A 21,721-nucleotide genomic window follows, 5' to 3' on the forward strand; every position below is an offset into this window, starting at 1 on the left:
CTCAGTGTCCTCCCGTCTCTTTGTTCGCCTGGCGGATGTTCCAGACCATGATCGGAATGACCGCGATCATGATGATGATGGCGATGGTGGCGCCGCGGCCGAAATCGCCGCCGCCACGGAACATCCAGTCGAACATCAGATTGGCCAGCACCTGGCTGTTCCACTGGCCGTTGGTCATGGTCAGCACGATGTCGAACACTTTGAGCACCAGGATGGTGATCGTCGTCCAGACAACGGCGATGGTGCCCCAGATCTGCGGCACCATGATCTTCCAGAAGATCTGGAACGGATTGGCGCCGTCGATGACGGCGGCTTCCAGAGTTTCTTCCGGTATGCCGCGCAAGGCGGAGGACAGGATGACCATGGCAAAGCCGGTCTGGATCCAGATCAGGATCACCATCAGGAAGAAATTGTTCCAGAACGGCAGCGATATCCAGACCTGCGGCTGGCCGCCGAAATGCTGGATGATGGCGTTGAGCAGGCCGATCTGGGTCTGGCCCTCGCCACGGTACTCGTAGATGAATTTCCAGATGACGCTGGCGCCGACGAAAGAGATCGCCAAAGGCAGGAAGATCAGGCTCTTGGCGACGGTGCCCCACCAGATCTTGTCGGTGAGCACGGCGATGATCAGCCCGAGGAAGGTGCACGCGGCCGGCACCACCGCCAGCCAGACGATGTTGTTGAGGATCGAGTTGCGGAACTCGCGATCGCCGAAGGCCCATTCATAGTTGGCGAGGCCGACGAAGTTTATGCCGCCGCGATCGAGGAACGACAGCCGCAGCGTCTCGACCACCGGATAGATGAGGTAGATGGTCAGGATGATCATCGCCGGACCGACGAACAGCCACGGCCTGACCAGCCCTTGCCGGCGCAGGTTGTCGATGGCAGCAGCGCCGGCGACGCCGCGCGACGGGAAAATCAGGTCGACCAGCTTGTTGGCGCCCCAGAAATAGGCGACGCAACCGCCGACCCCGACGATGATGACGAATATGGCCGAGAAAATCTGAGCCGCCATGGGTCCCTCTCCCTGCGCATGATCCGACAAGGAATGACCTTGGTGACGGGACCAGGCGCCGATTCAGTTGTTTGGAGCGTCATCGGCGGCGGAAACCTGCTCGCATGCCGACCGCGCTTTATGTCAATGCGCTCATGACGAAAGGCTGCGGCACTGACCGCCGTCGGATCCGGGCCGGCAGGTCCGGATCCAGTGCGAGGATGGCAGGCTCGGCCGTTTGATCGCCGAGCCGGACGGGCAGCTACTTGCCGGCCGCCTACTTGCCAAGCCGCTACTTGATCGCGTCCCAGCTCTTCTGGATGTCGGTGGCGACATCCTGCGCGGACTTGCCGCCGACCAGGTCGATCATGCCGGTCCAGAAGGCGCCGGCGCCGATCTTGCCCGGCATCAGGTCGGAACCGTCGAATCGGAAGGTCGAGGCATTGGCGAGGATTTCGCCCTGCTTCCGCAGCGCGTCGCTGGCATAGGCAGCCTTGTTGACCCCCTTGAACGGCGTCACGAAACCGCCCTCGGCCATCCAGATCTCGTGAGCGAGCGGCATCTTCAGGAATTCGATGAAGGCGCGCGCGGCCTTTGAGTCCTTGGTGATCATCGCCAGCGTACCGGCGCCGAGCACGGGCGTGCCCAGTTCAGGCTTGGAGGCATAGGGCGGGAAGTAGAAGAAGTCCGCGTCCTGGCCGACCTTGGTGCCTTCCGGGAAGAAGGTCGGGATAAACGACGCCTGATGGTGCAGGTAGCATTTCGGCGGAACCGAGAAGAGGCCCTTCGGGCTGTCGCGGAAATCGGTCGCCGCAACCGCCTTGGCGCCGCCGTCGACCATCTTGTCGTCGGTCGCGATCTTGCCGAAGATGTCGATGGCATTGACCACCGCGGGATCGTTGAACGGGATCTCGTTCTTCACCCATTTGTCGTAGACGTCCGGAGCCTGGGTCCGCAGCATCAGGTCTTCGACCCAGTCGGTCGCCGGCCAGCCGGTGGCGCCGCCGGAGCCGAGGCCGATGCACCACGGTTTGCCGCCATCGGCGATGATCTTCTTCTCGAGATCGGCGAGTTCTTCCTGTGTCTTCGGCACCTTGTAGCCGGCTTCCTCGAAATTATCCGGCGAGTACCAGACCAGCGATTTCACGTCGGCCTTATAGGGGAAGGCGAAGAAGCCCGGCTTGCCGTCCTTGTCCTTGAAAGTGCCGAGGTCGACCCATGACTGGCCGGCGCCGTAATTGTCCTTGACCCATTTGGCGGTGTCGTCGCCCAGTGGCGTCAGCAGGCCCTTCGATGCCAGGTCCTGGATCAGGCCAGGCTGCGGCAGCACGGCGATGTTGGGCGGGCTGCCGGCCTGCGTGTCGATGACGATCTGCTGCTCGTAATTCTCCGAGGAGGAGTATTTGATCTCGACGCCGGTGGCTTCCGAGAAATAGTCGAGAACGCCGCGCACCAGGCCTTCGTCCTCACCGCGCCACGGTCCGAAGATCGACAGCGTCTCACCCTTGAGATCGACTTTCTTGAGCTCTTCGTAGTTCGCCCAGTTGAAGCGGGGATCCTCGCCCGGCTTGAACTTCAGTTCGGCCTGCGCGGGCGCGTTCAGGGCGAGCGTGACAAACGCAGCACCCAGCAAAAGCATTTTCTTCATCGGTATTCCTCCCAGTGGGTCACAAACACCGGACGGAACCTCCATTCCGCCCGCCGACGCCGCAGGACTGTGACTCGTTCGGAAAGGAACCGCAACCTTTCGAAGAGTCTTCCAAAGCGCTTTGGCTTTTTTGATCTCGCCATTGAATCGCTCGGAAGTCAAGAGGGTGACCGGCTAATCGATTTGATTTTGGGCTTGCGACGCGAAAAAAGTGCGCTGCAGCATGTATTTATGGCGGTGCAGCAGTAATTATTGTTTCAAACTCGCCCAAAGCGCGCCTATGCTTGTGTTCATATCGCTGCGTCCCGCGTGGCGCTCGGATCCAATCGAACTAAAAGCGCTTTGAGGCGCGGAGGCCTCCTGTGAACCTCAAACAGCTCGCCCATATGCTGGCGCTTTCGCAGACCACGGTAAGTCGTGCCTTGAACGGCTATCCCGAGGTCAACGAGGAGACGCGCCGGCGGGTGATGGACGCCGCCAAGCGCCACGGCTATCGTCCCAACCCCAGCGCACGCCGGCTGGCGACCGGCAAGACCGGCATGATCGGCTATGTCCTGCCGACCGGTGCGTCCGTCGACATCGATCCGCACTTCGTCGAGTTCCTGTCCGGCCTCGGCGACTATGCCCGCTCGCATGAATTGGACCTGGTGCTGTCGCCGGCCGACGCCGACGACCAGGAAACGACCTACCGGCGCATCGTCGCCAACCGGCAGGTCGACGCCGTCTACATTTCCTCGCCGAGACCCGCCGACCGCCGCGTGGCGCTAGTCAACACGCTCGGCATTCCGTTCATCGTCCATGGCCGCAGCGAAGGTTTCGATTTCGACTATCCGTTCACGGACATCGACAATGAGGGCGCCTTTCACGAGGCGTCGCGCTTGCTGATCCAGCTCGGCCACCGGCGGCTGGCGCTGATCAACGGCGACGACCGCGAAACCTTTGCCATCCATCGCGAGCGCGGCGTTCGCCGGGCGCTGGCGGCGAGCGCGCTGGCATTGGACGAACGCCATGTCTGCTCGGTGGTCATGACCGAAGAGAACGGCTATCGCGCCACCAGGCGCTTGCTGGAGGCGGGCGACGCGCCGACGGCGATTGTCTGCTCCAGCCTGATCATGGCGCTGGGCGTCGTGCGTGCGGTGCGCGATCTCGGCCTGACCATTCCAGGCGACATATCGCTGATCGCCCATGACGATGTTTTCCCCTGGCTGAGGCCGGAGAATTTCTCCGTGCCGCTGTCGACGACGCGCTCGTCGATCCGTCTCGCCGGCGCGCGCGTCGCCGAGCGGCTGGCGGCGCGGATCTCGGGGCTGGAAGAGGGCGCCCGCGGCGAGGTCTGGCCGGTCGACCTGGTGGTCAGGGGATCGGTCGCCGGCGCGCCGGCCTAGGGACCTGACAACTCCGCACGATGGTTGGTCGGCTGCTGTTCAGGCCACCGATTTGAGGTGATCGATGAAGGCGCGCAGCTTAGGCAGCACCTGGCGCTTGCCGGGATGATAGAGGAAGACGCCCGGCGTCGAGCCGGCAACGCCGTCCAGAACCGACATGAGTTTTCCTTCGGCGATCGGGCGTTCGGCAACGGGTCGAGGCGTCTGCGCCAGCCCGACGCCCTGCATGGCGGCACCGAGCAGCGTCGGATAGTCGTGTGCGATCAACGGGCCTGAGACCATCGCCTCGATAGCCTCGTTGCCGTCGACAAAGGACCAGGGCGCGATGGCGCCGTTCGAACGGCGCAAGCGCAGGCAGGCATGATGGCGCAAGTCGTCGACCCGTTCGGGGCGGCCGTGGCGCTCGAGATAGTCAGGGCTGCCGACGACCACGAACGCGAACGGCGGCGTGAGCCGTACCGCCACCATGTCGGTCGCGATGAACTGGCCAAGGCGGATGCCGGCATCGAACCCACCGGTCGCCAGATCGACCATCTCGTCGCTCGCGGCGATCTCCAGCTGGATCTCGGGATAGGCTCGGCAGAACGACGCGATCATCGGCTCCAGGATCAACGGCACGACGGCGCGGGGTACGGACAGGCGCAGCAGCCCGGTCGGCCGCTGGCTGGCATCGCGCACAGCCTCGCCGGCCGCAACGAGCTCCTCGAAGGCAGGGCCTGCACGGTCGAGGAAGCGCTGGCCAGGCTCGGTTAAGCCGACGCTGCGCGTCGTGCGGACGAACAGCGCCGTGCCCATACGCGCTTCCAGCGCGCGCACCGCCTGGCTCACGGCGGACGGCGTCACGCCGAGATCCGCGGCGGCACGGCGGAAGTTGCGGTGCCTGGCGACAGCCAGGAACGCCTCGATGCCCTCCAGCGCACCGTGTCGGACTGTGTAGTTCTGCTTCATGGGTTGTTGTGATTACAGTGGATAGTCGAATTATGGAAGCGGGCTTAGGTAACAGCTGAAGCCAGAGCAAATTCCAGGAAAGTGTGAAGCGGTTTTCCGTCCGGAATTGCGCGAAACAAAGAGATAGAGCGGTTCGGCTTTTCCGTGAAACGGGTGAACCGCTCAAGGAGACATCTTGCAATGACCGATGAACTTGATGGGGTGCGCGACCACTATCGCGCAACCGGCCTGACTGAGCGGCTGAAGACGGTACTGGCCGCCCTTGGTCCGGATGATCAGCTTCTCACGACCCAGCAATTGAGCGCCCTTGACCAATTTCACACCCGTGGGCTTGCCGCCACCGCCGAGCTCGCCCAATTGGCGGGGGTCGCCGCCGGCATGTCGGTACTTGACGTCGGATCGGGCGTCGGCGGGCCGGCGCGGTTTCTGGCCGCGACCTACGGTTGCCAGGTCACCGGCGTGGATATCAGCGAGCCTTTCGTGGATGCCGCGCGCTATCTGACCGACCGCACGGGACAGAGCGGGCAGCTATCGTTCCAGACCGCCAGTGCACTGGAGCTCCCGTTCGATGATGGCCGTTTCGAGATCGTGCTGCTGCAGCATGTGGCGATGAACATCTCCGACCGGGCGCAGCTCTATCGCGAGATTCGGCGCGTGCTGAAGCCAGGCGGCAGGTTTGCCACTTTCGACGTCGTGTTGGCGGTAGGTGAGCCACACTATCCGCTCCCATGGGCGCGAACGCCGGCGACGAGCTTTCTGATGACAATCGGTGCGACGCGCGAGGCGATCGAACCAGCCGGCTTCCGCATACTGACATGGCAAGACGACACCGAGGTTGCCAAGGCGTGGTTCGCACAACTCCGCGTTTCGGGACCGCCGCCTTCGCCAAATCTTGGCGTGGTGATGGGGCCGGACTTCGCGGAGCTTGCGGCCAACCTGGGACGAAATCTCATGGAGGGCCGGCTCGGCGTCCTGACCGCGGTGTTCGAGGCTGCCTGAACCAATCGTCGAGTGGAGACCAAATGACCACGGAAGTCTTGTTCCAAACCCATCTCGTTCTGGGCTATGTCGCGTGGCTGCTTTGCTTCGGGGCCTACGGTCTGCCGTGGCTCAGGTCGATGGACCGCGTCGCCGCGCAACGCGTCATTGCGACCTTGCACAGCTTCCGCTTCTTCGGGCTCGTCTTCCTCGTCCCGGGCGTCGTAAGCCCCGATCTGCCAGCCAGCTTCGCAGTGTTCGCCGCCTACGGCGACTTCGCAACCGGGGTGCTGGCCATGCTGGCGCTGCTCACGATAAGGATACCTCCGCTCTTCTGGGTGTTCGTGGTGGCCTTCAATCTTGTCGGGACGGTCGACCTCATCCTCGACTACTACCTCGCCATCCAGATCGGCCTTCCCGCTCGCGCCGGGGAATTGGGCGCCACCTATGCGATCCCGGTCATCTACGTGCCGCTGCTGATGATCACGCACATCGCCGCGTTCTATTTTATGGTGCGTCCTCGACAAGCCGCAGCTTGAGCCCTGTCGCGGACTACTCCTTCGCCGCCTCGGCCGCCTTGATGTCGAGCAGGCCGTAGCCGAAATCATTGTCGCGCCCCTTAGGGCCGAGATCCCTGGCCGTTGCCGCCAGCGCCTTCTCGATGCCGTCGGCCGAGCGGTCGGGCGCGGCATGGATGAGATTGGCAATGGCGCCGGTGACGATCGCTGCCGCAAACGAGGTGCCGGTAACCACGTCCGAGCCAGCGCCGCTCGGCGCCACCATCTCGACGCCAGGCGCCGAGATGAAGACGTAGGGGCCGCGATTGGCCTGCGGCATCAGCCCGTCCTTGGCATCGGTGGCGGTCACCGCGATGACGCCGTCGAAGGCGGCCGGGTAGCCATAAGGCGCCTTCGGCCCGTTGTTGCCGGCGGCGGCGACCAGCACGATGCCGAGCGCCCGCGCATTGCGGCAGGCGACGCCGAGCAGGTCGTTCTTCGGCCCGACGAAGCTCATGTTGATGATGCGCACGTCTTGGCTCGCCGCCCAGTCGAGCGCCGACAGGATGACGTCCATGGTCGACTTGCCGCCCTCGAAGGCGCGGGCGTGGTAGATCCTGGCGCCGGGCGCCATGCCCTCCAGCGCGCCGACGCCGGCGATCAGCCCGTCGACCGAAGTGCCGTGATCGCGCTTTTCAATCGGCACGTCGGGCATGGCGTCGAACTGCCCGGCGATGACGCCTGAGAGCGCCGGATTGCTGTCGTCGATGCCGGTGTCGATCACCGCGATGCGGACGTTTTCGCCGCTCGCCTGTTTGGAATCGAGCGCGATGCGCTCGAAGGCATAATTGACGATGCTGGCGGCCTGCTGTAGCGAATAGACATGGTTGGGTTCGCGCCGCTGGGTGCGGCCGTCTGCGGCCAGTTGCGCCAGCACGACGCCGACGGGGCGGCCGTCGGGAATGCCGAACCGCACCAGCGTGGTGCCAAGCAGCCGCGACTGGCGCAGCGATCGCACCTGGAGGCCGAAGGAAGCGGCGATCTGCTGCACCGCGCCGGCATCGCCGTCCACCGTCACCAGCACCTCGTCGGGCACGAAATCGCCGGCCACCGCGCGCGGCGGCTGAACGGCGATGAGATCGGTCGGCGAGACGATCGGGCCACCAGGCGGTGGGCCGGCTTGATTGTTGGCAGGCGGCGTCGCCGGGTCCGGCCGTGGCGTCGGCAGCGGTGCCGGGGGCGCAACCGGATTGGGGAACAGGTCGACGATCAGGGCTGGCAGGAAGACAGCGCCCGGCTGCACCGCGCCCGATCCGCCCTTTGTATCGCGGCCATCCTTGGCGCAGTCGGCGCTTGCCGCATTGCTCGCGTCGCTGCAGTCGATTTTCGTCGGATCGGGATTGGGGGCGTTGGTCTGCGCCGATGCAGGCACGGCGGCGATTGTCATCGCCGCCGCCAGGATTGCCGCAAATCGAATGACCGACGCCTCAGCCGCCATCAACCGGTTTCCTTCCCTCGATCACAGTCTCGGTGAAGGGCTGGGCGGCAATAAGGCCGAGCTGCTTGGTGTAGTCGGCTGCGTTGGCGGCGGGAATGCCAAGCCGGAACACGCCATCGGCGGTCGGTCCGCCGATGATCTTCAGCCCGTTGCTGCCCAGAAAGCCCGAAATATCCGACATCTTTGCATCCGGCTTGAACTTGACCAGGGCGAACGGCATTTTCGCCAGATCACCCTCCGCGCCGGCAATCTCGAAATCCTTGCCCTTGCCGCCGGGCTGAACAAACGACTGCGCGATGATCAGCGCCAGCAGAACCGCGGCCGCCGCCCAGGCAACCCCGACCGGCACCGCCATGAAGCGGCCCCAGGCCTGCGCCAGCCAGGACGCGCTTGCCGGCGCGGGCGCTGGCCCGGCCTCGGCGTCGAGCGCTTTGGCGAAGTGGCTCAGCGCATCGGCCGGCGGGCGGATCGCTTCGTTGGCGGCCGTGGTGCCGGAGAATTCGGCTTCGGCCTCGCCAAGGGCGGCCAGCGCCGCGGGATCGCTGGCCAGCCATTCCTCGACGGCTTCCAGGTCCGAGCCTTCCAGCGAGCCGTTCAGATAGAACGGCAGCAGCGTTTCCATTTCGTCGCGGCGCGACATTTTTTCAGCGGCGCTCATGGCCACCCCCTGTCGTAACCGGCGGCCTTGAGGGCCTCGCCGAGTTTCTTGCGGGCGTAGAACATCCGGGTCTTGACGGTAGCGACCGGAATGCCGAGCACCTCGCCGATCTCGCCCACCGACTGCCCATGATAATAGGCAAGGTCGATCACTGTGCGGTGCTCTTCCGGCAAGGCGTCGACGAAGCGTCGCAAGGCGGCGGCCTTGTCTTCCTTCATGGTGACGACTTCCGGCGTGTCGGCGCTGTCGGGCACCGCGGCGGCAGCCTCGTCGTCGATCCAGTCTTCCTTTTTCTTGCGCAGCGAAGACAGCGCCTTGAACCGGGCGATGCCGAGCAGCCATGTCGAGACCTCGGAGCGTCCTTCGAAACTTGGCGCCTGCCGCCACAATTCGAGGAACACCTCGTTCGCGATATCGTCTGCCATCATATCCGATCCCGTCTGGCGCGCCACGAAGCGGTAGATCCGCGCGTGGTGACGCATGAACAGGAGCCGCACGGCGGCACGGTCGCCCTTCGCGACCCGGTCGACAAGAGCGCGATCGGTCTCCGTCGCTGCCGTCATGGCCGGTCGAGCCGCCTGGCTCCTGTCTGCTCTGTCGCTGATCGGTCCAAAAAGGTTCATCCTCCGCCAAGGAATTCGCGGAGGCTAACCGAAGAGCGGGGCGGTTGCCAGACTATCCCTTCTCCACATTCCTGTACGGGGAGGTGAGACGTGGTCCGCGTAACGGACGAAAAGCCAATTGCTTGGCTTTTTGAACGACGAACGCCGGCAGGCGGATGAGCAGCGGCGCCGGCGTTCGCTATTTATTTTCAATGTTGGCGTGCGTCGCCGGCACGCCTTCAGTCCAGGAAAGACTTCGCCTTCATTGTCGCCGGCACCGGCACGCCGAGGCGGCTCAAGATGGTCGGCGCCAGTTGCAGCTGGTCGAGCAGCGTCTCGGCCTGCGGGCCTTTGCCGGGGCCGAAATAATACAGCGCGAAATCCTGCATTTCGTCGTCATGGCCGCCATGATGGCCGCGATCGGTCTGGCCGTGGTCGGCGGTGACCATGACCTCGTAGCTCGCCTCGATCCAGCGTGGCAGGAAGGCGGCCAGCATGCCGTCCATCGCATAGACGGCATGATCCATCTCGTGGCAGTCATGGCCGAAGCGGTGGCCCATCGAGTCCAGCGTGCAGGTGTGCAGGATGCCGTAATCGATGCCGTGGCGCCTGGTCAGCATGGTCAGCGTCGCGAACAAATCGACGTCGCTCGGCGTCATCTGGTTGCGAAGATTGTAACCGGTCATGGTGTGGAACCGGCCATGCGTGATCGGTCCGCCCGGCTCGTCGAATTCCATGTCCTCGACCAGGTCGAAGGGATAGGCGCGGAAGAATTCCGACCAATAGGAATGGGTCACCGCACCCGTTTTGCCACCGGCCTTGCTGACTTCGGAGAAGATGTCGGGTTGTTCGACGCGGAACCGGTTCTCGTTGGACAGGATGCCATGCACCTGCGGCGAGACCCCGGTGTGGATCGAGGCGTAGCAGCAGGCGGAGGTCGACGGCAGCACGGAGCGCATCTTCCAGACATTTGCCTCGCCCGATTGCACCCAGCCCTCGAGATTGCCCATCAGCCGGCGCCAGTTCCTGTAGGGGACGCCATCGAGGATGATCAGCAAAAGTTTTGTCTTGAGCGCCACGGGCGGCTCCCTGCGATTGACCAGTTGAAATCAGAACGCCGTGCACCGCTGGGGCGCACGGCGTTCCTTCTTATGAAACAACAGGCGGGATTGGCGAGAGTGGTTCATCGTTTCACGGAAACGCCGAACCGCTCTATCTCTTTGTTCGCTACGCGCTTTTCCCGGGAAAACGGTTCACACTTTTCCTGGAATTGCCCTAATTCCCCGCGCTGGCCATGCGCCGTCCCTTGATCGCCTTTTCCAGCCAGCCTATCTCCATCTCGGGGACCGACGACAGCAGAAGGTCGGTGTAGTCGTCGAAGGGTGGGCTCAGCACCTTGCTCTTCGGCCCATAGCGCACCACTTCGCCGCGATACATCACGGCGATCGAATCGGCGATCGACTTCACCGTGGCGAGGTCATGGGTGATGAACAGATAGGCGACGGTTTCTTCCTTCTGCAGCTCGAGCAGCAGCTTCAGGATGCCATGCGCCACCAGCGGATCGAGCGCCGAGGTCACCTCGTCGCAGATAATCAGCTTCGGCTTGGCGGCGAGCGAGCGGGCGATGCAGACGCGCTGCTTCTGGCCACCGGAAAGCTCAGCCGGATAGCGGTCGGAAAAGCCCTTGCCCATTTCGATCTTGTCGAGCAGTTCGGCGACGCGTTTGTCGCGCTCGCGGCCGCGTATGCCGAAATAGAATTCGAGTGGCCGGCCGATGATGGTGCCGACGGTCTGGCGCGGGTTCATTGCCACGTCGGCCATCTGGTAGATCATCTGCAGCTGGCGCAGATCCTCCTTCGGCCGGTCGGCCAGCCGGTTTGCCAACGGGCGCCCGTCAAAGGTGACGGTTCCTTCCTCGGGCGGCAATAGCCCGGTGATGGCGCGCGCCAGCGTCGACTTGCCGGAGCCGGATTCGCCGACCACGGCCAGCGTCTGGCCCGGATAGATGTCGACCGAGACGTTCTTCAGCACCTTGATGTGGCTGCGGCCATAGGCGGCGGTGACGTTCTTCACCGACAGGAACGGCGTCGTGCCGGGCTTCTGCTCGGCGTGCTCGATCTCATGCACCGAAACCAGCGCGTTGGTGTATTCTTGGCGTGGCTCCTTGATGATCTGGCGCGTGCCGCCCCATTCGACCAGCCGGCCATGCCGCAGCACCATGATCTCGTCCGAGACCTGGGCGACGACGGCAAGATCGTGGGTGATGTAGAGCGCCGCCACATGCGTATCGCGGATGGCGTCCTTGATCGCCGCCAGCACGTCGATCTGCGTTGTCACGTCGAGCGCCGTGGTCGGCTCGTCGAAGACGATCAGGTCCGGCTCGGAGCAAAGCGCCATCGCCGTCATCACGCGCTGCAGCTGGCCGCCCGAGACCTGGTGCGGAAAGCGCTCGCCGATGGTTTCGGGGTTGGGCAGGCTGAGCTTCTTGAACAGCGCGACGGCGCGCTTCTCGGCCTCGGCGCGTGTCGCCGTGCCATGCAGCAGCGTGGCTTCCACCACCTGGTCCATCAGCTTGTGCGCCGGGTTGAAGGCAGCCGCCGCCGACTGCGCGACGTAGCAGACCTCACGGCCGCGCAGCTTGCGGAAGCCGTCCTTGCCGCCCTTGAGGATATCGCGGCCGTTGAGGATCACCTCGCCGCCGGTGATGCGCACACCACCGCGGCCATAGCCCATGGACGACAGGCCGATGGTCGACTTGCCGGCGCCGGATTCGCCGATCAGGCCAAGCACCTTGCCTTTCTGCAGGGTCAGCGAGACATCGTGCACCAGCACGATGTTCTTCGGCGGCTCGCCGGGCGGGAAGACAGTGGCCTCGATGCGCAGATTGCGGATGTCGAGCAGCAGGCCAGGGTTCGCTTTGCTCTCAGCCATCACCCGCGTCCTCCCTTCAGGCTGGTCGTCCGGTTGAGCACCCAGTCCGCAACCAGGTTGACGGAAATCGCCAGCATGGCGATTGCCGCCGCCGGAATGAGCGCGGCTGCGATGCCGAAGACGATACCGTCCTTGTTTTCCTTGACCATGCCGCCCCAGTCCGCATCCGGCGGCTGAACGCCAAGGCCGAGGAACGACAGCGTCGACAGGAACAGCACGGCATAGATGAAGCGCAGGCCGAGTTCCGAAACCAGCGGCGACAGCGCGTTGGGAAGGATCTCGCGGAAAATGATCCACGCGCTGCCTTCGCCGCGCAGCTTCGCCGCCTCGACATAGTCCATGACGTTGATGTCGACGGCGACAGCCCGTGACAGGCGATAGACGCGGGTCGAGTCCAGAACGCCCATCACCAGGATCAGCGTCACCAGGTTGGTCGGCAGCACGGAGAGCACGACAAGGGCCATGATCAGCGTCGGGATCGACATCAGGAGATCGACGAGGCGCGACAAAAGCGTATCGAACCAGCCGCCGAACACCGCCGCCGAGAAACCGAGGATGGCGCCGAGCGAGAATGACAGCGCCGTGGCAAGCACGGCGATGAACAGGGTGATGCGGGCGCCGTAGATCATGCGCGACAGGAGATCGCGGCCGAGATTGTCGGTGCCCAGCCAATGCGTTGCCGACATCGGTTCCCAGACGTCGCCGACGATTTCGCCATTGCCGTGTGGCGCGATCCAGGGTGCGAAGAGCGCCGCCAGCACGAACAGTGCCGTCAGCACGATGCCGATCAGCGCGGGGATGGGGATGCGTTTGATATCGAGCATATCCGCCCCCTATTTTGGATGTCTGAGGCGCGGATTGGCGACGATGGCCCCTATGTCCGCAATGATGTTCAGGCTGATGTAGACGGCGGCGAAGATCAGGCCGACCGCCTGCACCACCGGCACGTCGCGCTTGGTGACGTGGTCGACGAGATACTGCCCCATGCCCGGGTAAACGAAGATCACCTCGACCACGACGACGCCGACGATCAGATAGGCGAGGTTGAGCATCACGACGTTGATGATCGGCGCGATCGCGTTGGGGAAGGCGTGCCTGCGGATGACGTTGAACGCCGAAAGACCTTTCAGTTCGGCCGTCTCGACATAAGCTGACTGCATGACGTTGAGGATCGCCGCGCGCGTCATGCGCATCATGTGGGCCAGCACCACCAGCGTCAGCGCCGTCGCCGGCAAGGCGATCGCCTGCATGCGCTCGCCGAACGGCATGCCGTCATAGACGGTCGAAATGCCGGGGAAGATCTGCCATTTCACGGCAAAGAAATAGACCAGCACATAGCCGATGAAGAATTCGGGAAACGAGGTCGAGGCCAGCGCCAGTCCGGAGATCAGCTTGTCGACCCAGCCATTGCGGTAGCGCACCGCGATCAGGCCAAGGATGATGGCCAGTGGTACGGCGACGATAGCCGCCCAGAAGGCGAGGAACAGCGTGTTCCACAGCCGGTCCTTGATCGACGTTGCGATATCCTGGCCGCTCGACATGGCTGTGCCGAGATCGCCGGTGAGCACGCCGCCGAGCCAGCGGAAATACCTGATATAGGCCGGATCGTTCAGGCCGAGTTGCTCGCGCAAATTGGCGAGCGACTCCGGTGTTGCCGATTGCCCGAGAATGGCTTGCGCGACGTCGCCGGGCAGGATCTGGGTGCCGGCGAAGATCAGGACCGAAACGGCCAACAACAGGACGATGCCCAGCGCAACGCGCTGGGCAATTAGCTTCAGGATGGGTGAAGACATATCCGCAAAGCCGGGCTCAGGCCTGGAGCCAGCACTTCGCCAGGGCGTAGCCGTTCATCAATTCCTGATGCGGATCATCGACCCAGCCATCAACCTTGGCGCCGGTCGCATCGATGAACTGGTTGAACATTGGCAGGATCAGGCCACCCTCGTCGCGCACCAGGACAGCCATGTCATGGTACATCTGCTTGCGCTTGGTCTCGTCGAGTTCGGCACGCGCCGCCAGCACCATCTTGTCGAAGTCCGGACGCTTGAAACGTGTGTCGTTCCAGTCGGCGGTCGACAGATAGGCGGTGGAGTACATCTGGTCCTGCGTCGAGCGGCCGCCCCAGTAGGAAGCGCAGAAGGGCTGCTTGTTCCAGACCTCGTTCCAGTAGCCGTCGCCGGGCTCGCGCTTGAGCTCGATCTTGATGCCGGCCTTGGCCGCGCTCTGCTGGAACAGCTGCGAGGCATCGACAGCGCCCGGGAAGGCGACGTCCGAGGTCCTCAGCAGCACGGTGCCGTCGTGACCCGACTTCTTGTAGTGGAACTTGGCCTTGTCGGGATCGTACTTGCGCTGCTCGATCTCGGTGAACAGCGGATAGGACGAATTGATCGGGAAGTCGTTGCCGAGCGAGCCGTAGCCGCGCAGGATCTTGTCCAGCATTTCCTCGCGGTCGATGGCCAGCTTGAGTGCCATGCGCAGATCGTTGTTGTCGAACGGTGCCGTGTTGCAATGCATGATGAACACGTAGTGCCCAGGACCAGCGTGGTTCCGGATGGTGACGCCCGGCAGGCGCTTGATCAGGTCGACGATCTTCGGCTCGACGCGGTTGATCATGTTGACCTGGCCGCCCTGCAGGGCCGCCGTGCGGGCGGTCGCATCGTTGATGACGATGACTTCGACCTGGTCGGCATGGCCCATCTTGTCGCCCTGCCAGTAATTGGCGAAGCGCTCGCCGCCATGGCGAACGCCAGGCTCGTTGGTCTTGACCACGTACGGGCCGGCCGAGATGCCGGCATCCGGCTTGTCCTTGCCGCCGTTCGGCTGCACGATCAGGTGATAGTCGCTGAGCAGATAGGGCAGGTCGGCGTTGGCCTCCTTCAGCGTCAGCACCACTTCCTTGCCGCTCGCCTTGATAGTCTCGATGCCCTTCATGTAGCCGAGCGCGCCGGATTTCGACTTTTCGTCCGAATGGCGCTCGAGAGTCGCGGCGACGTCTGCCGCGGTCACTGTCTTGCCATTGTGGAATTCGACGCCGTCGCGGATCTTCAACGTCCACACCTTGGCGTCGTCCGAGGAGCCGATCTCCTCGGCGATGCGGTTCTCGAGCTTGCCTTCCGGCGACAGCTCGACGATCATTTCGCCCCAGCACTTGCCGAAGGCGAACGGCACCTGCGTCATCATAAGCGCCGGATCGAGGCTGTTGGTGGATTCGCCGCCGACGAGGCCGGCCTTCAATGTGCCGCCCTTGATTGGGCCGGCAGCGCGCGCCGCACCTGAAAGCAGCGAGTTGGCGAAGGTCGCGGTGACGCCGAGCGCTGCCGCCCGACCGAGAAAATCGCGACGGCTCAATTTGCCGGAAGCGACTCGCCGGCTAAGAAATTCCAGTTCGTTCGACATGTTGAGTTCCTCACTCTGTTGGTTCGACTCTGCGGTCGTTTTTCTTGTTTCTTGTGAGGAGAATAATGACCGCAAGGGAAAGCGGTAAGCAAGACCGAATGCGACATGCCGTGGCGTAAATCGTACGTCGCATTTGGACCAACGAAATCCGTGGTCACAGGAGGACGCGCGGCACCCCTTCCTCGAAGTTACGCTCGAAAACGAGAGTTTCGCCCTCGTAGGCCTCGATTCTGGCGCTCACAATGAAGTTTTGCGCGTCCGATCGCATTTCGGCAAATGTTTCGGTGCGCACCGACCATCCATTTCGCGACAGGGTCTGGGTCCAGTGCGTTTTTCCAGAGGCCGCCAAAGGATCGTCCGGATGGATCGTCCAGGTCTCGCGGGCGATGCTGCCATGGACGAGGCCGTGGGCAAGATCGCGCACCTCGCCGAAATCATCCACGATGGAAAGCGTCACAATTCCGGTCTTCTCGTCGCGATCGACATGACGCTCGGAATTGGTGGCGCGGATCGTCTCGGTCGCCCACGGCGTGGCGCCTTCCGGCTCGGCGAACGTCACTTCGTTGCCCGTCGCCAAGGGGCGCAGCGGCAAGGCCAGCGTCGCCGCCGACAAGGCCAGCCGGACCGGTTCGGGCGACGGCCAGATCATCGGCCAATAGGCGTTCGACACGGCGATGCGCAGATGGTGGCCTGCCGGCACGCGATAGGCGCATTGATCGAGCACCACGCGCGCCGACACGGTTTCGCCCGGCACCAGCGCTTCGGGGAATTCGTGCGAATTGCGATGCGTCAGATTGAGCACGCCATAGGAGATCAGTTCCGAGGCGCCGTCAGGATGCACATCGCACAGCCGGATCGCGATGTTTGCCTGCGGGCGGTCGGACGACAGCCGCACCTCGACTTCGGGCGCGCCGACGATGTCGACCGCCTCAGCCAGCTCCGGCTGGTCGAAACACACCGACAAAGCGTCGTCGGGGCGTTGGTCGCCGGGCAATTCGGGGCCGAAGGTGAACGGAAAATACTCGCCGCCGGCGAGGCCGCAGCTCTGCGGCGAGGCAACGATAGCGGGCTTGCTGCCATCAGGGATCAGATCGATCGATTGCGTATTGACGGTGGACGACGGCCATTCCTGCTCCGCCACCCAGCGGCCGGGCCGCTCGGGATGCCAGCGCGCGGGGCGGACACTGTCCATGACATAGGCGCGGTAGGCCGGATCGGCCTCGACGCCGGTGTCGATGCCTTTCAGCCAGCGATCCCACCAGCGCAACGCTTCCTGCAGGAAGCCGATGGCGGGCTTGGGGGCGGCGTAGTGCGGGTATTTGTGGATCCACGGCCCGACAATGCCCTTCACCGGAGACGGGATGTTGGTGACGAGGTGCGAGATCGTGTTGCGGTAGCCGTCATGCCAGCCGCCGATCGACAGCACCGCGGCCTGGATGGCGGAATAGTCCTCGCAGATCGAGCCGCGTTTCCAATAGGCGTCGCGATGCTGGTGCTTCAGCCACAGCGGTGCCAGGAAGGGCTGGTTCTCCAGCCGGGTCAGCCACAGATCGCGCCATCGGTTGTCGCCGGTCAGGAGCGGGTCCGGCGGCCGCGACGAATAGGACAGCATCGTCGAGGCCCAGCCGAAATTCTCGATCAACAGGCAACCGCCTTTGTAGTGGATGTCGTCGGCATAGCGGTCGACGGTCGAACACAGGCTGATGACCGCCTTCAGCGCCGGCGGCTGCTTGGCCGCCACCTGCAGGCAGTTGAACCCGCCCCAGGATATGCCCATCATGCCGACATTGCCGTTACACCAGGGCTGCGATGCCGCCCAGGCGATGACGTCGCAGGCGTCCTGCAATTCCTGCTCGGAATATTCGTCGTCCATCAGCCCTTCGGAATCGCCATTGCCGCGCATGTCGACGCGGATCGACGCATAGCCGTGACCGGCGAAATAGGGATGCGTCAGCTGATCGCGAAAGATGGTGCCGTCCCGCTTGCGGTAGGGCAGGTGCTCGAGGATCACCGGCACCGGGTCGTCGCCGGCATCGTGCGGCATCCACACCCGCGCCGACAGCCGGCAGCCATCGGGCATGACGATGCCCATGTCTGGATATTCGACGACCTTGCGGGGAAATTCGGTGACGGTTTTCATGCGGGACTCCAGGATCGCCAGATGATGGAGCCGACGGGACCGCGTCGTGGGCCAGCCAACGAATTCGGCTGGTCAATCCACGTCAATTCAGCGGAATGTCGTTGTCGCCCTTGCTCGCCTGGTAGGCGCCGGACAATTCGTCATAGCGGGCCGAAATCTTGCCGATGCGCGTCTCCAGGCGCTGGCGTTCGGTCTCGGGCAGCGACCGCACCAGCCTGCGGATCGAAAAGCTCTTCCAATAGGCATTCTCGGCATTGTAGCCGCCGGGATCGAGGGTGAAGACCTCCTTAAGGATCTTCAGATCGTGCGGGATGGCGAAGCTGTCGCGCGAATCCTCGTGGCTGAACAGATAGTAGAAATTGTCGAAGCCGGTCCATGTGATCGCCGACAGGCAGAGCGAGCAGGGTTCGTGCGTGGCGATGAAGATGGCTTCCTTGGTATCCACGCGCTCGGCCTTCGGCATTTCATAGAAGCGCTTCAGGCAATGCACCTCGCCATGCCAGAGCGGGTTTTCCATCTCGTTGTTGGTCTCGGCCAGCACCAGCGAACGGTCGTCCTTGCGCAGAATCGCGGCGCCGAACAGCTTGTTGCCGTGGGCAACGCCGTCCGCCGTCTTCGGCACGATGTCCTGCTCGATGACGTCGAGCAGGCGGTCGATCAGCGAAATGTCGGTCATTACAGGCGCTCGTTGGGGAGATGGATCTCGTAGGCGTGCGAGAAATGGAACTCTTCCAGGTTGGAGCCGTCGCCGCCACGGTCGACGATCAGGAAATCCTGCGCCTCGCCGAGCGGCGTCAGCACGCCGTGCCACAGGTTGCGGGAATAGTTGATGCCTTGTCCGGGCGCGGTGATGAAGGCCTGCGGTTCACCCGGTCCCCCATCGCCGTCGTGGCAGACGACGACCAGGAACGGCCGCGGCGACAGCGGAATGAAAGCCTGGGTGCCGAAGGGATGGCGCTCGACCATGGTCAGCTTCAGCGGCAATTCGTAGGGCGTGCCGCGTACCATCGAGATCAGCACGCGGGCGTTCGGCCCTGTCGCTTGCGCCGTGGCAAGATCGTGATAGCGCTCGGCCCTGCCGCCATTGATCGGATAGTGGTTGTCGCCGCCCATGTCGATGACGTCGCCGAAGGCGGCAAAATTCTCGCGGGTCAGCCGCCGCGCGACGATGCGGGTCACGGCGCCCGCCTTGCAATGCCGGCGCCGCCGAGCTTGGCGTGGCGGTTGACGTCCTTGTAGAGTAGATAGCGGAATTTGCCCGGGCCGCCGGCATAGCAGGCCTGCGGGCAGAAGGCGCGCAGCCACATGTAGTCGCCGGCCTCGACCTCGACCCAGTCCTGGTTGAGGCGGTAGACCGCTTTGCCTTCCAGCACATAGAGACCGTGCTCCATGACATGGGTCTCGGCGAAGGGAATGACCGCGCCGGGCTCGAGCGTGACGATGGTCATGTGCATGTCGTGGCGCAAATCGGCCGGGTCGACGAAGCGCGTCGTCGCCCAGCGGCCCTCGGTGCCCGGCATCGGCGTTGGCGCGATGTTCTGTTCAGTGGCGAAGAAGGCTTCCGGCGCATCGAGACCGTCGACCGCCTCGTAAGCCTTGCGGATCCAGTGAAAACGGACGTCGTCCTTGCCCGCGTTGCGAACCGTCCATCCGCTGCCCGGCGGCAGGAAGGCGAAGCCGCCCGGTCGCAGCACATGTTTCTTGCCGGCAAGCAGAACGGTCAACTCGCCTTCGACCACGAACAGGGCGCCTTCGGCGCCGGCGTCGGGCTCTGGGCGCTCGCTGCCGCCACCGGGCGCGACCTCGACAATGTATTGCGAGAACGTCTCGGCAAAGCCGGACAGCGGCCGCGACAATATCCAGACGCGGGTCTTGTCCCAGAACGGCAAGGCGCTGGTGACGATGTCCTGCATCACCCCCCTGGGGATGACGGCATAGGCTTCGGTGAAGACGGCGCGGCCGGTCAGCAGCTCGCTCTGGCCGGGGTGGCCGCCATGCGGCGCGTAATAGGTTCGGTCGGGCATCCTGATCGTATCCATGAGGTTAAACCTATTGCGGAAGCATGTCCTTGAGGCGGAGCAGCGCGATGCGCTCAACCTGTTTGCAGGCGGTCTCGAATTCAACGCCGCGGCTGTTGCCGATGCGCGCCTCGAATTCCGCCAGGATCTCCTCCTTGGTCTTGCCTTTTACCGCGATGATGAAAGGAAAGCCGAAGGTGGTGACGTAGGCGGCATTGAGCTTGGAAAACAGTTCGCGTTCCTTATCGGTCAGAGCGTCGAGGCCGGCCGAGGCCTGTTCGCGGGTCGATTCCGCCGTCAGCCGTTTGGCCTTGGCCAGTTTGCCGGCAAGGTCGGGATGAGCGTTGAGCACTGAAAGCCGCTCTGTCTCGCTGGCGGAACGGAAAACGCGGCAGAGCGCGTTGTGCAGGCCGCCGGATGAGTCATGCGCCGGGCCCAGCTCCAGCTCGTAGGCGCGTTCGGCAATCCAGGGCGAATGCTCGAAGACGCCGCCGAAAGTGTGGAGGAACGCCTCGAATTCCATCTTCGATGGCCTGAGTGCCGCGGGTCGATAGGGATGGTTCTCTTGCCAGTGGTGGGCGATATCGATGCGCCGTGCCAGCCAGACCTTGTTGTGCGACTTCACATAGTCGACGAAGCGCTTCAGCGCCGCCACCCGGCCCGGGCGCCCGACGAGGCGGCAATGCAGGCCGATATTCATCATGCGCGGCCGCCCGGCTTTGCCCTCGGCATAGAGCGTGTCGAAACTGTCCTTCAGATAGGCGAAGAACTGGTCGCCTGAATTGAAGCCTTGTGGCGTCGCGAAGCGCATGTCGTTGGCGTCGAGCGTGTAGGGGATGATGAGCTGCGCGCCGCCTTCATGCTCGAACCAGTAGGGCAGCTCGTCGTCATAGGTGTCCGACACATAGGCGAAGCCGCCTTCCTCAGCCACCAGCCGCACCGTGTTGACCGATGTGCGCCCCGTGTACCAGCCGGTCGGGCGCTGGCCGGTCACCTCGTAGTGCAGACGGATCGCCGCTTCGAGGTCCCGGCGCTCGTCCTCGGGGCTGTGGTCGCGATAGTCGATCCATCTCAGGCCGTGCGAGGCGATCTCCCAGTCGGCTTCCTGCATTGCCGCGACCTGGTCGGGCGAACGGGCGAGCGCGGTGGCGACGCCGTAGCAGGTCACCGGCACTTCGGCCTCGGTGAACAGCCTGAGCAGCCGCCAGAAACCGGCGCGGGCGCCGTATTCGTAGATTGATTCCATGTTCCAGTGGCGCTGGCCCACCCAGGGTGCGGCGCCGACGATCTCCGACAGGAAGGCTTCCGACGCCTTGTCGCCATGCAGCACGCAGTTCTCGCCGCCTTCTTCGTAGTTGACCACAAACTGCACGGCGACATGCGCACCACCAGGCCATTTCGGATCCGGCGGATTGGCTCCATAGCCGCGCATGTCTCTGATGTAACGCATCGTCCCTCCCGCCGGGCATCGCCCGATGTATGATCAGGATATCGAAAGGGCTGCTCGCGCATTCCCCCGAAAATTTTTGAAAGTGTTTTTGTCGCACTCCGCTCGACCGGGACTTATGCATCGCCTTTAATTGGCGCACAATTCATCAGCAATGTTCGATTGTACCGGGCTAGTTCGCACGTACAGGAAATGGGAGGCGGCCAGTGGCAGAAACGTCGAAAGCCGATGGCGGGCGTCTGACGACCCATGTCCTCGACACGGCGACCGGCATGCCGGCGGCGGGATTGTCGATCGCGCTCTATCACCTCGAGGGCGATGCGCGCACACATCTGAAGACCGTTGTCACCAATGACGATGGCCGTTGCGACGCACCGCTGCTTGTCGGCGCCGAGTTCCGCACCGGCGAATACGAACTGATCTTTGCCGCAGGCGACTATTTGCGCAAGCAGGGGACGAAATTGCCCAAACCGGCCTTTCTCGACGTGATACCGATCCGTTTCGGCATGGCCGAACCGGTGCACTATCATGTGCCGCTGCTGGTCTCGCCCTACGGCTATTCGACCTACAGGGGGAGCTGA

At 63.7% G+C, this 21,721-nt stretch carries 20 protein-coding genes; 4 read left to right on the forward strand and 16 right to left on the reverse strand.

The genetic code is table 11. From position 1 onward, the window contains the following. Position 1 precedes the first annotated feature (1 nt). Both HNQ71_RS14170 and HNQ71_RS14175 read right to left on the reverse strand, forming a co-directional pair. Positions 2–1,015 carry a carbohydrate ABC transporter permease gene (locus tag HNQ71_RS14170; RefSeq protein ID WP_095083068.1) on the reverse strand — a complete coding sequence of 338 codons (1,014 nt, stop codon included), beginning with the start codon at positions 1,013–1,015 and terminating at the stop codon, positions 2–4. Between the two features lie 271 nt (positions 1,016–1,286). Continuing rightward, a complete protein-coding gene (locus HNQ71_RS14175) occupies positions 1,287–2,642 on the reverse strand; it encodes an ABC transporter substrate-binding protein (protein WP_184873144.1) in 1,356 nt (451 codons plus the stop codon). Between the two features lie 362 nt (positions 2,643–3,004). Between HNQ71_RS14175 and HNQ71_RS14180 the strand changes: the two genes are divergently transcribed. After that, on the forward strand, positions 3,005–4,027 hold the full coding sequence (locus HNQ71_RS14180) for a substrate-binding domain-containing protein (protein ID WP_184873145.1): 1,023 nt from the start codon (positions 3,005–3,007) through the stop codon (positions 4,025–4,027). A 39-nt stretch (positions 4,028–4,066) separates the two neighbouring features. Here HNQ71_RS14180 and HNQ71_RS14185 read toward each other — a convergent pair whose 3' ends face one another. Beyond that, positions 4,067–4,975: a LysR family transcriptional regulator gene (locus HNQ71_RS14185; RefSeq protein WP_184873146.1), complete on the reverse strand. Its 909-nt coding sequence runs from the start codon at positions 4,973–4,975 to the stop codon at positions 4,067–4,069. A 180-nt stretch (positions 4,976–5,155) separates the two neighbouring features. On the opposite strand from HNQ71_RS14185, the gene HNQ71_RS14190 reads away from it, so the two are divergent. After that, a complete protein-coding gene (locus HNQ71_RS14190; protein ID WP_184873147.1) occupies positions 5,156–5,974 on the forward strand; it encodes a class I SAM-dependent methyltransferase in 819 nt (272 codons plus the stop codon). A 23-nt stretch (positions 5,975–5,997) separates the two neighbouring features. Beyond that, entirely contained in the window at positions 5,998–6,492 is a 495-nt protein-coding gene (locus HNQ71_RS14195) for a hypothetical protein (RefSeq protein WP_184873148.1), read from the forward strand. Positions 6,493–6,505: 13 nt separating this feature from the next. On the opposite strand, the gene HNQ71_RS14200 is transcribed toward HNQ71_RS14195, so the two are convergent. From HNQ71_RS14200 to puuE, 13 genes are all read right to left on the reverse strand, one after another. Next, positions 6,506–7,948, reverse strand: a complete 1,443-nt coding sequence (locus tag HNQ71_RS14200; protein ID WP_184873149.1) for a S8 family serine peptidase — start codon at positions 7,946–7,948, stop codon at positions 6,506–6,508. Beyond that, positions 7,938–8,606 carry an anti-sigma factor gene (locus HNQ71_RS14205; RefSeq protein ID WP_184873150.1) on the reverse strand — a complete coding sequence of 223 codons (669 nt, stop codon included), beginning with the start codon at positions 8,604–8,606 and terminating at the stop codon, positions 7,938–7,940. The genes HNQ71_RS14200 and HNQ71_RS14205 overlap by 11 nt, the downstream gene beginning before the upstream one ends. Beyond that, complete coding sequence (locus tag HNQ71_RS14210; RefSeq protein WP_184873151.1) at positions 8,603–9,169, reverse strand: sigma-70 family RNA polymerase sigma factor; 567 nt, start codon at positions 9,167–9,169, stop codon at positions 8,603–8,605. The genes HNQ71_RS14205 and HNQ71_RS14210 overlap by 4 nt, the downstream gene beginning before the upstream one ends. A 278-nt stretch (positions 9,170–9,447) precedes the next feature. Next, complete coding sequence (locus tag HNQ71_RS14215; RefSeq protein ID WP_184873152.1) at positions 9,448–10,287, reverse strand: alkaline phosphatase family protein; 840 nt, start codon at positions 10,285–10,287, stop codon at positions 9,448–9,450. Between the two features lie 196 nt (positions 10,288–10,483). Continuing rightward, positions 10,484–12,139 carry an ABC transporter ATP-binding protein gene (locus HNQ71_RS14220; protein WP_184873153.1) on the reverse strand — a complete coding sequence of 552 codons (1,656 nt, stop codon included), beginning with the start codon at positions 12,137–12,139 and terminating at the stop codon, positions 10,484–10,486. Further along, positions 12,139–12,963 (reverse strand): ABC transporter permease, encoded by an 825-nt coding sequence (locus HNQ71_RS14225; protein WP_184873154.1) that lies wholly within the window; start codon positions 12,961–12,963, stop codon positions 12,139–12,141. The genes HNQ71_RS14220 and HNQ71_RS14225 overlap by 1 nt, the downstream gene beginning before the upstream one ends. A 9-nt stretch (positions 12,964–12,972) precedes the next feature. Continuing rightward, entirely contained in the window at positions 12,973–13,932 is a 960-nt protein-coding gene (locus HNQ71_RS14230; protein WP_184873155.1) for an ABC transporter permease, read from the reverse strand. A 16-nt stretch (positions 13,933–13,948) separates the two neighbouring features. Beyond that, positions 13,949–15,535 (reverse strand): ABC transporter substrate-binding protein, encoded by a 1,587-nt coding sequence (locus HNQ71_RS14235; protein ID WP_184873156.1) that lies wholly within the window; start codon positions 15,533–15,535, stop codon positions 13,949–13,951. Between the two features lie 154 nt (positions 15,536–15,689). Next, entirely contained in the window at positions 15,690–17,675 is a 1,986-nt protein-coding gene (locus tag HNQ71_RS14240; protein WP_184873157.1) for a CocE/NonD family hydrolase, read from the reverse strand. An 82-nt stretch (positions 17,676–17,757) separates the two neighbouring features. After that, complete coding sequence (locus HNQ71_RS14245) at positions 17,758–18,351, reverse strand: nucleoside deaminase (RefSeq protein ID WP_184873158.1); 594 nt, start codon at positions 18,349–18,351, stop codon at positions 17,758–17,760. Continuing rightward, a complete protein-coding gene (locus HNQ71_RS14250; protein ID WP_184873159.1) occupies positions 18,351–18,854 on the reverse strand; it encodes an ureidoglycolate lyase in 504 nt (167 codons plus the stop codon). Before HNQ71_RS14250 ends, HNQ71_RS14245 begins: the two co-directional genes overlap by 1 nt. Then, positions 18,851–19,714 (reverse strand): bifunctional allantoicase/(S)-ureidoglycine aminohydrolase, encoded by an 864-nt coding sequence (locus HNQ71_RS14255; protein ID WP_184873160.1) that lies wholly within the window; start codon positions 19,712–19,714, stop codon positions 18,851–18,853. Before HNQ71_RS14255 ends, HNQ71_RS14250 begins: the two co-directional genes overlap by 4 nt. 10 nt (positions 19,715–19,724) lie before the next feature. Further along, a complete protein-coding gene (gene puuE / locus HNQ71_RS14260; RefSeq protein WP_184873161.1) occupies positions 19,725–21,143 on the reverse strand; it encodes an allantoinase PuuE in 1,419 nt (472 codons plus the stop codon). Positions 21,144–21,346: 203 nt separating this feature from the next. Between puuE and uraH the strand changes: the two genes are divergently transcribed. Then, complete coding sequence (gene uraH / locus HNQ71_RS14265; RefSeq protein WP_184873162.1) at positions 21,347–21,721, forward strand: hydroxyisourate hydrolase; 375 nt, start codon at positions 21,347–21,349, stop codon at positions 21,719–21,721.

The organism is Mesorhizobium sangaii, from assembly GCF_014207355.1.
Classification (GTDB): domain Bacteria; phylum Pseudomonadota; class Alphaproteobacteria; order Rhizobiales; family Rhizobiaceae; genus Mesorhizobium; species Mesorhizobium sangaii.